This window comes from Sphingomonas sp. 77B, assembly GCF_056497825.1.
On the sequence record NZ_JBWMBY010000001.1, the window covers coordinates 717,053 to 731,596 of the forward strand.

Genomic DNA, 14,544 nt, shown 5'->3' on the forward strand with positions numbered 1-14,544 from the left:
TCACGCCGACCAGTCTGACGTCAGGCCTTCCCTGCAGGCGCGGCAGCAATGCCGCCTGCCGCGGCGAGCGGCCTGAAGGCGAACTGGGATTCACACTTATCGTGTGCGCAGACCGGTTTGTTCAGACCGAACGGCCGCTGATATTTTGTGCGGCCGCACACGCATTGGAATTGGCTGCGGAATGCCTTGAATTCGTCCCAGCGCGTCTTCTCGTCGCCGATCGAGCCGTCGCCATAGGGAGCGTCCTGAAAATGGCTGCCGAAATTCTCGATATCGCCCTTCACCAAGCTGGCGATGAAGCGATTGTTGACACCGGGTACGTTGGCCGGCGTCAATTTGATGTCGCTAAGGAAGCCGCCGATCGCAGAGGCCAATTCGGATCGCTCGTAGGAATAGGCCTTCTCGAGCTGACGGATGCGGACGTTGACGCCGAAACCTCGAGCGATGCCGAGCAGCCATTCCTCCTCGGCCTGACGCATCTCGTTGGCAGCGGATTCGCCCTTGTCCCAGCGATCGGCGATCATCTCGTCTGTCACCTTATGGTCGGCGAAACGCGGGCCGTATGCCGGGTCTAGCCCGATGATGCGCGTGAACTGCCAGTCCTTCGCGGCGAGCTGATCCTTCAAGTGATTGAAGAACCGCTCGTCATGGGTGACGAGGATGATCTGGCAGTCGGTGAACATCTTGGCGAGCAGCGCGCCAATCGCGCGGCGATGGTCGGCGTCATAGGAGGTGACGACATCGTCGAGCGCGATCACCGGGGCGGCGCTGTTGAACTTTTTGATCGCCGCGAGGCGCAGCGCCAGTGCCACCGAGTGAATTTGGGAGTCGCTTAGATAGCCGCCGGGCGCGACGCCCTGACGATTGTCGGCGAAGTCGATGACCAGCTGCATGCGCTGCTGATTGGTCTCGTCCTCCCTGGGCAGCTCGAGCCGGATCGGCCTAGCCTTGTCGCCCTGGATTTTCTTGTAGATGTCGTTCATCGGCGCCTGGAGGGCGTCGAGCAGCGACTGAATCTTCTCGCGAATCTTGGCCGAGACGAGCGTGGCCTGGGTGCCGAGAGCCTCGTGCAGCGCGGTGAGTTCCTCGGTTGTCCGTGTCGCCAGCGCCACATCCGTCTGGAGCTTCACCAGTCGGTCGATGCTCGCATTTGCTTTCACCCAGGTATGTTCGCCCTGCTTGTCCTCGATGTCGGCGATGTTCTGGTCGAGACCGACGAGGCGCGCCTCCAGCTCGGCGGTGATCGCGGCTGAGGCTGGAGCGGCGGCGGCCGGCCACGCGGCAACCCCGGCCTGATACTCGATGAGTGCTGACCTGAAGCCGTCGGGATCATCTTCGGACAGATGATCGATCATCGCGGGAATCAGCGCGATCAGCTGGTTATGCGCCTTGGCGGTGGCTTTGCCGGCGTCGTCCAGCGCGGTTTTGGCGTCGTTGTAGCTTTGCAGATCGTCGAGGTGGGTCTTCAGAAGATCGCGGATCGCGGGGGCGCTTCCGGCAGCGGTATCGCCGATCGCCGTCGCGCAGACCGGACATTTTTCCGGAGCCGCAGCATCGTCGGCAAACAGTTCCTCGGCTTCCTTCCATACCGAGCGAAATACCGTGCCCGCCGCTTTGTCGCGCTCGTCGGCTTCGATGGCCGTGGCATCGGCCAGCACCGTCAGCGCTTCGTCGAAGGCGGCAATGGCGCCCGAATATTCGGGGTCGCCGCCATCCTCGGGCACAATCTTCTGCCACAGCGCCATAATCGAATTGCGGACCTGTCGCAGACCGGCGAGGCCGATGCTTTTCTCCTCGGCCGCGACGCGTTTGCCGATCTCGACATAGCCGGCGTCCGCAGCATCGAGCGCCGCCATCGTCAACGCAGGATCGAGCGGCGCAATGACGTTTGTGTTGACGAAGTCGAGCACGGCCGCGTCGTCCCAAGCCTGGACGGCTTGGGCGGTTTCGGTGCGTAGCTGCCCGGCGAGACGAACCTGTTCAGTTGTGCTCTCGGCAGCGGCTTTGACCTCGCGGCGCAGCAGCCGAAGATTCTTCTGGACTTCGACCAGCGGCGAGAGCTGCAGCCAGCTCACCACGTCGCTGTAGCGGGTCTCCGCCTTATGCTCTTCGACGAAAGTCCGCAGCGTATAACCGCGGATGATCGGGGCGACGACGAACCCGGCTTTCATTGCGATGGCTGCTGCATGGATCGGGCGTGAATTGCCCACCGCCGTGCGGCTTCCCGAAGTGGTGGCCTTGCCGGTGATGGTCGTGAACTTGACCACCGGCGCGATCCCTGCCGCCTGCGCGCCATTATGGACCAACGCGGACGGGCCGGCCTGGTTATTGAGCGCACGCTGCCCTAGCCGATCGAGCGTGCCATGTTCGGAGAAAAGGAATTCAAGCGCGTCGATGACACTCGACTTGCCGAGACCATTGGGCGCGAAGACCGCGAGGCTCGGCTTCTTGCTTAAGTCGAAGGTCTTGGGTTGAAGATAGGCGCGAAAGCCTTCGAGCGTCAGCGAGTGGAACAGCGTCGGATCAGCCATCGGCCTGCTCCTCGGCCGGGGTCGCGCGCGCGGCGGCCAGCGTCAGGATCGCCGCCTTGGCATTGGCGATGACATTGTCGTGCGGCGTGACGGTCAGCAGATGATCGGACAGGATCGCGGCCAGATCGGCATCGACATCTTCCGACGCCTTGAGCGCAGCCGCGACGCCGACCAGAAACATTTCGGGCGTTTCCACTACATCGGCTACCGGAGCCGCAAGGGCCGCCGTTATGTCGAGCGCCACTGCATCCTCGGGTGCTGCGTCCTCGTTCACCAACCCCCTCCTCCAACCTGTCCACGAATCGGTTGCGCCAACCCAGTGCGGCGCGTTCTCGTTGATCGCGAGATTAGCCAAGTAGAGCCGAAGCGGAAACGATGGATCACGACATCAAGCCGGATTGGATGGAATACCAGCACGCTAAAGCGACAACGCGCGGCAAGCATGCACATGCCTAGACCGGCGGGATGCCGGCGTGGCGTAGCACGCGACTGAGATCATCAATCCAGCGCTGACGCAGGTCATCGAGCTACCGCGCCAGAGCGGGTACGCTAGGACCAAAGGGGTCGGGATGATCCTCGAACGGCCATAGCGTCGGAAAACCATCGCGAAGCTCGATGGCCGCAGCAGCCGTCTGCCCGAGCAGAAAGCGGGGTTTCGGACCATAACCGGCGGACACGCCGTAGCGACACGCGACGTTGAGCCAGGCAGCGGCGCAGCGTGCCAAATAGGTCGCGGCAATCAGGAAGCCGTGCCGCTCGACCGGATCCTTATGTCTCGCCAGCGCTCGTGCCCTTTTCGCAGGTGGCGCGCCCATAAAGTCGCGTAGCTCCGCGCCCTGATTCTCGAGGATGGCGTGGATCCCGGCGGCGCCGAGCACGACGCCCGAACGCCACAGCGCGTCCGCGCCTTCGGCACGGAGCCGTTCGACATACCAGACTATCTCGCGCCACGCGGCGTCCTGGTATCGATCAAGATCCATGGCTGCGCATCAGCTCGACTCGACGGCTCGGCCACGCGCGGCCGCCGTATCGTCGGCCGCGAGCTGCTTGATCGTCGATATCGCGCGCAGGAGATAGTCGGCTGCAAGGATCGCGTTGATGCTGCTTTGCGGGGAGGAATAGGAAACGATCCCATGCAGTGAGGCATGCCGATTGGGCACAGGATCCGCGGATGCGATCCCGACCGCCGCTTCATCCTTCATATGCATGTAGAGATGCTTGGTGAGCTTCTTATAGAAGCGCAGGCCGGCGACACCGGTCGATGACATTTCGGCGGGGGTCAGACCGCCGATCGCTTCCATCAGGCGCTGCTGGCTCGCCATTTTGTCGAGCGCGCCGCCATAAATTTCCTTACGCGACACCCGCTCGATCTCGGGAAACAGCAGGCGCGGCGCGCAACGATACAAGCCCGCGCCATGGGCTGCGACCGCTTCGGCAAAGGTCGCCTTTGCCTCGTCATCCAATGCGCTGACGTCGATGTCGGCGCACAGCGCACGCGCGATATTGGACCAGTGGATCGTATAATGTTGGTGGATCGCGGCATTGACCGCAGCGGGATCTTCCGGGTCGTCGGCGACGAGATCGAGCGGCGAATTGGCGTGTGGCAACCAGCCGAGCGCTTCGAGGCGGCCGCATTGCGCATCAATGACCTGAAGACGGCGCAAAGGCTCGCTCAACCCGGCGAAGGGCTTCATGATCTCGGCGTAACGGTGGCGAAACTCTTCACCGATCTTCGTCAAGGGCGCGATCGCCGTCTGCCAGCGCTGGATGGCTTCGGACAGCTCGGCGGGCACGGCGAGGACCGGCAGTTCAATGCGCGGGATTTGCGGCAGGTCCAGCGTGAGCGAGGGGAATGCCCCCTTGATCGACTCACCATGATCCCACGCGCGGTTCAAGGCGTCGAAGATCGCAGGCGAGCCACTGGTCCCTCCGTGATCGTTTTGATTGTCGACCGAATCGTTTGCCACTGCCCTTGTCCCTTACCTCGACTCGATCACGTATGGGCATTTTGCCCGGCCCCGAAAAGCGAACCGGCTGACGTGTCGTGACGTCTGCGGAAATTACCCAGCCTCAGCGATGATCGCCTGCGCGCGCATTCCAAGCTGGTTGTAGTTTATGATGCTCGAATCGTCGGTGATCACCGCGAAGCGGCTGACAACATGATGTCGAATTTTGTCTCGCGCGAGCGTTTCGGTCAGCAGCCCCTCGCGACGGCGCTCTTTCCCGAGCGCACGTTTGTAGTAGCGCACCAGCCGCCGGTTATAGCGCGCGTAGAGCACGGGATCGCGCTCGACCCTGGCGAGATCGATCCAGTTGTTCTTGCACTGGAAGTTGTGAATCACCTGCCCGAGTGTGGTGACGACGTCGAATTCCTTGCGGTTAATCCGCTTGATGTCGGTGACCGTGAACCCGGCTTTGGCGAGGTCGCGCTTGACCATATCCTCGAAGATGAAGCCGGCATTGGAGAGGAAACGTCGCCGACTGCCAAGGTGGAGGTTTTTAAACATGTTGGCGAAGCGCGAAAGCAGCACGACGTTGCTGATCAGTCGGTCCCCAAGCGCGAGAAATGGTGCATAATCGTTCGAACAATCGGCATAGCTGCCCGACGGACTGATCAGCAGCGCCTCCAGCTCGGGCGCCGGGATCACATCCTGGCAGACGATCGCCGCGTCGAACAAAGTCCGCGGTAGCTCGACATAATAATCGTCGCGGCAGTGACGGGAGCACAGGATCAACAGCCGCTTGATCGCGCTATAAGCGGCGTCGTCCACCCCGAACTGCGTGAAGACCGCTTCAAGCAGCCGGACATTGTTACGCAGCTCCGCGGCCGAGAAGACCAGACGCGGATCCTGCGGTTCGCGCCGCGGCGCCCCGATCTGCTCGCCGCGATGGTCGATCATATCCATGATCGAGACCCGCTCGGGCTCGAGGAACATCGGCCCAAGCGGGTTGAAGGCCTGGCTCGCCATTGCCCCGACCCCATCCAGTTCGAGCGCGAAATCGGGCAGGCAAAGCAGCTGGATTTTCTTCCAGCTCCATCCGGTCACGCCATCGCAGCAGTATTCGAGGAGCGGCAGCATCACACGCCAGGCCAGCTCGGGCGCGAGCGCCTGTGTGCCAGTGCAGGCCTTGGGTATAGCGTAGAGCAGCGAAACCATATGGCGCCGCCGCGACTGGAGAAAATCGATCCCCGCCGCGACGGTGTCGAGCACGAAGCCGCCCGCCAGCGAACGACCGGACTCGCGCAGGCCGACCGAGGCGATGGTCAGCTGGATCATGGAAAGCATGAAGCGGCGGGCTACGGCTTCGCCGAGCAAAGGCTTGAGCAGATCGCGCGCGGCAATCGCGGGACTGGGGTCAGCCGCCAGCGCGTCGCCCAGTGGTAGCGACAGCAGCTGGTGTTCCACGGCACCCGGGACCGCGAACTGCGGTATGTTGATGAACTCCTCGGCCGAACGGATAGCGGCATGCCAGGTCGCGATTGCGCCCGCCGCTTCGAACGGCGCGAGGTGCGCGATAACCGCGTCGCCGTGGTGCATGATCTCGCGCTCGACGATCGCCATTGCTGCGTCACCACGCAGTGTTTCGCGACTGTTCATCGCTCGCCCATCCCGGTCGAGCGATTGGCCGGTGGAACATGTCTCGAACCGGGCGTCGCGGCCCGCCTGTCAGGCACCGGTCTCGACCCACGGTTCGATAGTCAATTCAAACGCGCGCGTTGACGGGCGGGTCACGAAGATCTCGACTTCGGGATTGAGTCTCCGGGCGAGGTCGGCCAGCTCGGCCTGCCTCGCTGCGTCCATCCGACAGCCTAGGATCAGCCCGGTGAGCTCTTCGGCCCCAAAAGGAAGATCCTCATGCGCCGCATCGCGATCGCGCCCGAAGCCGAACTGGATGCGCCATTCGCGCTCATAGGCCCAGTCGATCGCCTTGGTATAGATTTGGGCGTCCGTAAGCGCCTTGGGGTCCTGCAAACGACCGGTGATCATGCGAGCCAGTGTCGCGCTGTCCCCGAAGCGTGGCATGGCTCGGGCGTAGCGGACCGGTTTCGCCATCCCAAAAGCATTATTGTCGCCTTCGCGGGTGAACCGCAGAACGGCGCCCTGATGCTGCTGACCATAGTGCGCCCACATCAACATATTGCCCGGCGTTTCGGTCAGGCAGAGCAATTTGGTGCGCTGAAGATGAAATTGAAGTTCGGCGTTCATTTCGACGATCGAGGCGGTGGCGGCAATCGACTCATCGATGATCGGCGCGACCATCTCTGCGAACGCCGCACGAGTGAGATTGGGTTGCGCCGCCTTGGTGACCCGCTTCCACTCCTCGAGCAACGCCTGCGGCGCCGGCACTGAATCGTTGCGCCAATCGGCCCACAGGAGATCGATCGCCGCGTCGCGCACGCTGTCGTAATGAAAATCGAGATGGAGGTCGAAGCTCAAATCATAGGGATCGTTGAGCAACGGCGGCGTGGTCCAGCGCAGCCGGCCCGATCCGAGCACGATGCGCGCGGTCTCGAAGGACGTGTATTGTAGAGGTGAGGATCGGCGTCCCGTTGGACCCGAGCTGGTTGCCGCCCCTGCAATATGGTCCGCAAGACCTGCCCGGAGCGGAGCGCGGTGTGCGCTACTTCGTCGGCAACCGGCTCGATGGCTTCAAGGGCAACGAAGCTGGTCGCAAGCGAAGATTTGGCTGGCCGCCAAGGAACCGGCGGCCCCGAACGAATCCAGTGCGGTAAGTCATCCGCGAAGACCGCCGTGTCGAGATAGAGCGCTGGCCCAGGAAGTCCGGCAGCGGTGCCTGCCGTTTCGGCCTCATAGGCGCGGGTGAACGCAAAATTAGCCTGGAGCTGCGGAATGATATCGAAAACCCGCCGGACCTTGCGCGCGTCGGCGAGCGCCTTTTTGCGGTCGATCGTCCCGGCAACGAGCTGCTCGATGATCCCGGTCACGGCTTCGTCTTGTGCGAGAATGCCGCGATTGCTGCCCTTGGCGCGCAACCCAACCGCGATCACACCGCGCAGCCCTGGTCCGCCATTGGCCAGATCGATTTCGGTCGCTGCTTGGTAGAGCGCCCAGCAACGGGCGATGAAGCGCCAGGCCTTGTCGCTGCGGCTCGGTTCGATGTTGCTGTAGGCCACAGCGCCATCGTTCATCACCAGAGTCGGGAATCCGCCGCTGCTATGTTCAGAGACGACCGCTTGGAACTCGCGCAGGCGGCGCAGCGGCGCCCTTGCATCCGGATGAGTCGGATCGAACCCGGCTTTGTCGATCTCGCCGCCGTAGCCGAGCAGGTCGAGCCAACAGGCGATCGCGACATAGGGCGGCGTCGGTGTGGTGGCCGTTGCACGCCCCGATTTCCTGCGCCCGGTTTCCATTGGTCAACCCCTGCCCAGAATATCGAGCGTTGCCTGATCCGACCCGCCAAACCAGCGCGTCAGCGCTGCCCCAAGCAACGGCCCGCCACCCGCCTTTACGAACAGGGTCAGCGACGATCGCAGCTTCACCGCATCGATGCTGCCGAACACAGCTTCGGCGATGGTGCCGGTCAGATTCTGGAGTGCGGCAACACAGGCCTGCAGTCTTGCTCCGAGCATTGGATGCGCGAGATAAGCGCGCGCTTCGTCCAATGAACCGATCGCATAACGCTGTGCCATCGCCGATGAACCTAGCCCGGCGACCTGCGGAAAGATGAACCACATCCAATGGCTGCGTTTGGCGTCGCGGCGGATTTCGGTGAGTGCCATGTCGTAGCTTGTTGCCTGTACATCGATGAATCGCTGCAGTTCAAAAGGATCGTCCTGCTTCATAATTCTGTTCATCGCCTGCGTGTCCCACTGCTGCCAGCAAATATTTATCGTCCCGCTAAAGCCTCAGATTCCCGAGCGAGAGCAGCGCCTGCCGCCGCGAACAGAAACAGTTGCCCACAAGCACCCGGCTTGACTCGCAAACCGACACAATGGAACAAAGGGGGAAATAAACAATCAAACCTGGGTCTTGAATTGTGCCATGGCCTCCCATGCCGTCCTTACCGATCTGCGCGCGCGCATGATCGATAGCCCCGCGCGGTGCTTTCAGTTCAACACCAACTAGTCCTTGGCAAAGGTATCTCAGGCTCGGCATTCGGCCGCCACTATCTTGGAGAACGGTAGCTCTCAGGATTCGGGGGGACTGTCGGAATGACCGCTGTTTGGGCGCTAAGCCGACCGGCCGGTTTGTGCTACCCGAATGGCGGGTTGCAGCGAAAGCCGACGTTCGCGTCACGGACGCTGAATGTCTTGAGCTGGTCGAAACCCGCCGAAGGCGGATGTCAGGAGCTTCAAGGTTTACTCACCGCATGTAGTAATCAGCGCTCCTCAACCTCGGCCAAGAGAGATGACGACTAACCTCTTTTCGTCGATCACCGATGCTCCGCCAGACTGCGAAACGTAATCGACCATCGCGGCCGTTCCATTGGAGCGATGCTGTGCTCCCATTCATGCCGAGCAGGTCCGCTCATGTGATAGCTGCCACGCGGGTCGAGCGGCACCGACACCCGGTTGAAGCCGTCGGCGCGCCGCTGCCGGAAGCGCATCGTTGCCGCTTCGCCGAGGGAGATGCCGAGGACATGGCCATAGACTGGCCGATCGCGATGCCAGCCGATCCCGGCGCCTGGGTCATAGCGGATGAGCAGCGCCTGGATCAGCGCCTCGGACGCTAGCCCGGCAAACTTTGCCGCCCTATCGCGAATGGGGAGAAGCCAGTCCGGCATCGGTGACGCATCCTTCGGGCGCCCGACCTCGAAGTCGTAACTCCATCCGAAGGACGTTGTCAGCCGCTTGCCTGTCCAGCCCTGAAAGCGGAACGGCTCGAGCTCGGTCGCGTCGATCCGGTCAATCAGCATGCGCTCCTCGTCCGCGGTAATCAGGTTCGCCCGCGTGGCGAGCCCCGGCAGGAGCGGCGCGTCAAAGAGGTCAAGCATCACGCCGCCGCCTCCGCGAAGATCGGCAATTCGGTCGGTGCCGCTGCCCCGGCCTCGACGAAGTTCGATACCGTTACGCCGACCAGTCGTATCCCCTTCTGGGTCGGCAGAACCGATCGGATCAGGTCGAGCGCCGCGCGACGCAGGCCTTCGCGACTGATGACCGCCACGGGCTGGCTGCGGCGTCTAGTGATCTGATGAAAATCGGCATATTTGACCTTGACCGTCACGGTCCGGCCGAAGGCTTGCCGTTCCTCGCACCAGTCCCAGACATCGTCCGCCATCTTTAGCACGCCGGCCTCGATCTCAGCGGCTTCCGTCAGGTCGCGGTTGAACGTCGTTTCCGACCCCGACGACTTGCGCACGCGGTTCGGATTGACCGAACGGTCATCTTCCCCGCGCGCGATGGCGTGATACCATTCGGCCGAACTGCCGAAATGCTGCTGCAGGAACGCCAGCGGTTTGGCGCGCAGATCGGCCCCGGTCTCGATCCCCAGCCGCTTCATCTTCTGCGCCGTCACCGGTCCGACGCCGTGGAAGCGGCTCACGGGCAGCGTCTCGACCCAGGCGGCGCCCATGTCTGGCGTGACCGCGAACTGGCCATTCGGCTTGCGATGATCCGAGGCGAGCTTGGCGAGGAACTTGTTGTACGAGATACCTGCCGATGCGGTCAGCCCGGTCTCCGCAAGAATGTCGGCGCGGATCGCCTTGGCGGTCAGCCATGCAGTCTCCAGGCCGCGCTTGTTCGCGGTGACGTCGAGATAGGCCTCGTCGAGCGACAAGGGCTGGATCAGGTCGGTATAGCGCGCGAACACCTGATGAATCTGGCGCGAGACGTCGCGGTACACCTCGAAGCGGGGCGGCACGAAGATCAGGTCGGGACAGCGCCGCAGCGCGGTGACCGAGGGCAAAGCAGAGCGAACGCCGAACGTGCGCGCCTCGTAGCTGGCCGCCGCCACCACGCCTCGTGCGGCGGCATGGCCGACCGCAACCGGCTTGCCGCGCAGCGACGGATCGTCACGCTGCTCCACCGACGCGAAGAAGGCGTCCATATCGACGTGAATGATCTTACGCACCGCCATGCGCACCTTTTAACGCATGCAGAACAGGATGTGAACATACTGTGCAAAAACGTCGGAAACCCGTCGCTTATCCCACATGCCCATCTCTTGGCGTACATCCGAGTACGACGCCGTTCGAGCGATGCCGCGAACGTCGCCGACGCATCAGCCGGATGATCACCGCCGCGCGAAGAGGTCCATATTCGCATCACCCCAAGCCTTTAGCGCCGCGATGATCGGCGACAGGGATCGGCCGCGATCGGACAGGCTATATTCTACCCGCGGCGGCACCTGAGCGAAGACCTCGCGCTCGATCAGGCCATCGGCCTCCAGCTCGCGCAGCTGGTTGGTCAGCATGCGCGGCGTCACGTCCCCGGCACGGCGGCGCAGTTCGTTGAAGCGCGTGCATCCGTCCTGCAGATGATAGAGGATCACCGCCTTCCACTTTCCATCGATCAGGCTCACCGCCGCCTCGACGGCACAACCCGGGGTACAATCGAGGCGGGAGTGACGGGCTTTCGCCATCGGGGCGGTATCCTTTTCGACACTATGAGCGTTTTTTGTGCCTACGACATAAGCTGACACCGTCCCTATCTCGCGTGCGTCAGCAAAAGGAGCAAGACCCATGCGCGCCATAGCCTATCGCCAGCCCGGCCCGATTGACCGGGACGAAGCCCTTGTCGAGGTCGAACTGCCACGACCCGTTCCAACCGGGCGCGACATTCTGGTCGCGGTTCGGGCGATCTCGGTGAACCCGGTCGACGCGAAGGTTCGCACCGGAGCCGCGCCATTCGACGGGCGTGACGAGCGCATTCTCGGCTGGGATGCGGCGGGCGTGGTCGAAGCGGTCGGTCCGGAGACCACCCGCTTCAAGGTGGGTGACGAGGTCTTCTACGCGGGCGACCTGATGCGCGACGGCAGCAATGCCGAATATCAGCTGGTCGACGAGCGGATCGTTGGCCATCGCCCCCGCAGCATCGGCTTCGCGGAGGCGGCGGCGTTGCCGCTAACGGCCATCACGGCCTGGGAAACCCTGTTCCATCGGTTGAAGGTCGACGACCAACCGGCTGGCGGCGCCCGTGCCATCCTGATCATCGGCGGCGCGGGTGGTGTCGGTTCCGCGGCGATCCAGATCGCGCGTGCTCGGACCGACCTGACCGTGATCGCCACCGCCTCACGCGCCGAGACGCAGGACTGGGTGCGCGACCTAGGTGCGCATCATGTCATCGATCATTCCCGGCCGATGGCACCGCAGATCGCCGCGCTTGAGATCGGCGCGCCCGCCTTCGTCTTCTCGACCACCCATACCGATCGCCATCTGGCCGATATCGCCGAGCTGATCGCGCCGCAGGGGCGCTTCGCGCTGATCGACGATCCCGCCAGCCTCGACATCGTCGCCTTCAAACGCAAGGCGGTGTCGGTGCATTGGGAATTGATGTTCACCCGGTCGCTCTTCGACACACCGGACGTCGGCGAGCAGGGTCGAATGTTGGACGCGGTGGCCGAACTGGTGGACGAAGGGCGCATCCGCACCACGGCGACCGACACGCTCTCGCCAATCAATGCCGCCAATCTAATCGAGGCACACCACCGCATCGAGAGCGCCACCACGCGGGGCAAGATCGTCCTGGAAGGCTGGGACAGGCGGCAGGCGTAAGCTCGACGCGGGTTCCTACGAGCTAAGCGCGCGGGCGGGTCAGGCGAATGCCAACTCGCCCGCGACGATCGCCATGGCATGGTCGACGAAGCGCGCCTTCTCGCCGACCGGCGCGACGTAACGAAGTGCCTCGCGCGCCAGTTCGGGCTTGCCTCCGCGCGCGATCAGCCATGCGGCGAGATAGGGCGCGGCAAGACAACCGCCCGCCGTCGCGACATTGCCATGAGCGGCGAACGGTGCTTCGATGACCGTCACGCCGGCCTCCACCACCAATGGCTTGGTGGTGAGGTCGGTGCAGGCGGGCAACTCGCCGATCAGGCCGAGCGTGGCCAGCAGCAGCGTTCCTGAACATTGCGCCGCGATCAACTGCCGCGTTGGATTGAGGCAAAGCCGGGCGAGCATCGCCGGATCGGTGGAAATCTCCCGCGTGCGGACACCGCTGCCGATCAGCACCGCATCGGCTTCCTCGACGAATTCGAGCGGCCGTTGGCGGTGGACCGTGACGCCGTTCAACGACGTCACCGTTTCAGTCGGGGCGGTGATGTGCGCAGCCCAGCCATGCGGGCGCAGCCGGTTGATGATCGCGGCGGCCACGAACGAATCCAGTTCGTTGAAACCGTCGAAGGTCAGGACCGCGACCTGCATCACCCTTGCGCCCGCCCGGAGAACAAAGTCCGCGTCGCCCCGGCGACCCAGACCTGGCCGGTCTCATCCTGCGAGACATGGATACGCCCGCTCCGCCCGAGGCGCGTACCCTGGGCGGCGACATAGCTGCCGCTGGCCCGACCGCTGGCGAACAGCCACTGGCCGACCGAGGCGTTGAGGCTGCCGGTCACCGGGTCCTCGATCAGCCCGCCATGCGCGTCGGTGAAGAGCGCACGCAGTTCGAACGCGACCTCGCTGCCGGGCGCATATGGTCCGACGATGCCGATGTCGATATGCTCGGGGTGGTACCGCGCCGGCTCGACCGCCAGCACGGCCTCCGCCGACTCCAGCATGACCGCGATCCAGCCGGGGCCATTGTCTGCCCAGGCGGCATCGACGATTGCCGCGCGGTCGATCCGCAGCAACTCGGCGACCTGAGCGATCTCGGCCTCGGTCGGCGTGCCCCCGCGCAGCAGCGGTGGGGCGGCAAAAGCAAGCTGATCGCCATCGCGCCGGATCGTCACCAGCCCGACGCCGCATTCCTGCACGATCACGCCGTCCTGCTTCGGCTGCCCGCCCGCTTCCGCCCACGCATGGGCGCTGCCCAAGGTCGGGTGCCCGGCGAAGGGCAGTTCGTGCGCCATGGTGAAGATGCGTACCCGATAATCGGCCGATGGATCGGTCGGCGGCAGCAGGAAGGTCGTCTCCGAAAAGTTCAGCCAGCTTGCGATCGCCTGCATTTCGTCCGTCGTCAGGCCATCGGCATCGGCAATGACGGCCAAGGGATTGCCGGTCAGCGGATCGGTGCCGAATACGTCGACGAGGCGAAAGGGGCGGGTCACGGGCATCTCCTGTTGATGATGGCTCGTCCTATCGCGGAGCGACTGGCGCCGACAGATACACATCGGTACAATCACGCCGAACTGTATTGGCGAGAATGGCAGTACGATGGCGAGCGCCCCAGACGAAACCCGCACCGGCATGGTGGTTCGCGCGATCCGCGACCGGATCGACGCTCGGGCGCTGACGCCGGGCGCCCGGCTGCCGTCTATCCGCGCGATGGCCGAGACGAGCGGCGTCGCACGCTCGACAGTGGTCGAGGCCTATGATCGCCTCGCCGCCGAGGGCGTGATCCGGTCGCGACCGGGATCGGGATTTTATGTTGCCGCGCCCTTGGCTCCGCTGGCGCTGGATCGGCTGACCAGTACGAAGGAGCGCGAAGTCGACCCGCTCTGGATGCTGCGCCAGTCGCTGGGCGAGCGACGCCATGAATTGATGCCGGGATGCGGCTGGCTACCCGATGATTGGCTGGCGGGCGATGCCCTCCGCAAGGCGATGCGCGGGGCGGCGCGATCCGACGAGAACGGCACGCTGGCGGGCTATGCTTCCCCCTTGGGTTCGCCTCCGCTCAGGGCTTTGCTGGCGAGGCGGATGGCGGATCAGGGGATTGAAGCCGGCCCCGACCAGATTCTGCTGACCGACAGCGGCAGCCATGCGCTCGATCTGGTGTGCCGTTTCCTCCTTCAGCCCGGCGATACCGTGCTGGTCGACGACCCGTGCTATTTCAACTTTCTGGCGCTTCTGCGGGCACACCGTGCCAACGTCGTCGGCGTGCCGATGACACCGACGCGCCGCCTTCGCTGAGACCGCGGCAAAGCATCGACCACGCTTCTACCTGACCAACTCAGGCATC

Annotated in this window: 15 protein-coding genes; 2 read left to right on the forward strand and 13 right to left on the reverse strand. The window is 63.8% G+C overall.

The features are described from left to right. Nucleotides 1–20: 20 nt before the first annotated feature. The 11 genes from AC1GI4_RS03320 to AC1GI4_RS03370 all read right to left on the reverse strand — a co-directional run bounded on the left by AC1GI4_RS03320 (nucleotide 21) and on the right by AC1GI4_RS03370 (nucleotide 11,074). Entirely contained in the window at nucleotides 21–2,531 is a 2,511-nt protein-coding gene (locus tag AC1GI4_RS03320) for an AAA family ATPase (protein WP_479628543.1), read from the reverse strand. Beyond that, nucleotides 2,524–2,805, reverse strand: a complete 282-nt coding sequence (locus AC1GI4_RS03325; RefSeq protein ID WP_479628545.1) for a hypothetical protein — start codon at nucleotides 2,803–2,805, stop codon at nucleotides 2,524–2,526. Before AC1GI4_RS03325 ends, AC1GI4_RS03320 begins: the two co-directional genes overlap by 8 nt. A 253-nt stretch (nucleotides 2,806–3,058) precedes the next feature. Beyond that, entirely contained in the window at nucleotides 3,059–3,511 is a 453-nt protein-coding gene (locus tag AC1GI4_RS03330; protein ID WP_479628546.1) for a hypothetical protein, read from the reverse strand. A 9-nt stretch (nucleotides 3,512–3,520) separates the two neighbouring features. Then, nucleotides 3,521–4,498, reverse strand: coding sequence for a hypothetical protein (locus AC1GI4_RS03335; RefSeq protein WP_479628547.1), 978 nt, complete (start codon nucleotides 4,496–4,498; stop codon nucleotides 3,521–3,523). Between the two features lie 93 nt (nucleotides 4,499–4,591). Then, nucleotides 4,592–6,094 carry a hypothetical protein gene (locus tag AC1GI4_RS03340; protein ID WP_479628548.1) on the reverse strand — a complete coding sequence of 501 codons (1,503 nt, stop codon included), beginning with the start codon at nucleotides 6,092–6,094 and terminating at the stop codon, nucleotides 4,592–4,594. A 105-nt stretch (nucleotides 6,095–6,199) separates the two neighbouring features. Continuing rightward, nucleotides 6,200–6,970 (reverse strand): DUF2971 domain-containing protein, encoded by a 771-nt coding sequence (locus AC1GI4_RS03345; RefSeq protein ID WP_479628549.1) that lies wholly within the window; start codon nucleotides 6,968–6,970, stop codon nucleotides 6,200–6,202. After that, entirely contained in the window at nucleotides 6,967–7,905 is a 939-nt protein-coding gene (locus tag AC1GI4_RS03350; RefSeq protein WP_479628550.1) for a hypothetical protein, read from the reverse strand. Before AC1GI4_RS03350 ends, AC1GI4_RS03345 begins: the two co-directional genes overlap by 4 nt. A 3-nt stretch (nucleotides 7,906–7,908) precedes the next feature. Continuing rightward, nucleotides 7,909–8,337, reverse strand: a complete 429-nt coding sequence (locus AC1GI4_RS03355) for a DUF1810 domain-containing protein (RefSeq protein WP_479628551.1) — start codon at nucleotides 8,335–8,337, stop codon at nucleotides 7,909–7,911. A gap of 590 nt (nucleotides 8,338–8,927) precedes the next feature. After that, nucleotides 8,928–9,488, reverse strand: coding sequence for an alpha-ketoglutarate-dependent dioxygenase AlkB (locus AC1GI4_RS03360; protein WP_479628552.1), 561 nt, complete (start codon nucleotides 9,486–9,488; stop codon nucleotides 8,928–8,930). Next, on the reverse strand, nucleotides 9,488–10,570 hold the full coding sequence (dinB, locus tag AC1GI4_RS03365; protein WP_479628553.1) for a DNA polymerase IV: 1,083 nt from the start codon (nucleotides 10,568–10,570) through the stop codon (nucleotides 9,488–9,490). The genes AC1GI4_RS03360 and dinB overlap by 1 nt, the downstream gene beginning before the upstream one ends. A 156-nt stretch (nucleotides 10,571–10,726) precedes the next feature. Next, entirely contained in the window at nucleotides 10,727–11,074 is a 348-nt protein-coding gene (locus tag AC1GI4_RS03370; protein WP_479628554.1) for a winged helix-turn-helix transcriptional regulator, read from the reverse strand. A 100-nt stretch (nucleotides 11,075–11,174) separates the two neighbouring features. Between AC1GI4_RS03370 and AC1GI4_RS03375 the strand changes: the two genes are divergently transcribed. After that, nucleotides 11,175–12,206 (forward strand): zinc-binding alcohol dehydrogenase family protein, encoded by a 1,032-nt coding sequence (locus AC1GI4_RS03375; protein WP_479628555.1) that lies wholly within the window; start codon nucleotides 11,175–11,177, stop codon nucleotides 12,204–12,206. Between the two features lie 39 nt (nucleotides 12,207–12,245). Here the strand turns inward: AC1GI4_RS03375 and AC1GI4_RS03380 are convergent, their stop codons facing one another. Both AC1GI4_RS03380 and AC1GI4_RS03385 read right to left on the reverse strand, forming a co-directional pair. Then, complete coding sequence (locus tag AC1GI4_RS03380; protein WP_479628556.1) at nucleotides 12,246–12,851, reverse strand: DJ-1/PfpI family protein; 606 nt, start codon at nucleotides 12,849–12,851, stop codon at nucleotides 12,246–12,248. Beyond that, nucleotides 12,851–13,693: a PhzF family phenazine biosynthesis protein gene (locus AC1GI4_RS03385; RefSeq protein WP_479628557.1), complete on the reverse strand. Its 843-nt coding sequence runs from the start codon at nucleotides 13,691–13,693 to the stop codon at nucleotides 12,851–12,853. The genes AC1GI4_RS03380 and AC1GI4_RS03385 overlap by 1 nt, the downstream gene beginning before the upstream one ends. A gap of 106 nt (nucleotides 13,694–13,799) precedes the next feature. On the opposite strand from AC1GI4_RS03385, the gene AC1GI4_RS03390 reads away from it, so the two are divergent. After that, entirely contained in the window at nucleotides 13,800–14,495 is a 696-nt protein-coding gene (locus tag AC1GI4_RS03390) for an aminotransferase-like domain-containing protein (RefSeq protein WP_479628558.1), read from the forward strand. The last annotated feature ends 49 nt before the right edge of the window (nucleotides 14,496–14,544 follow it).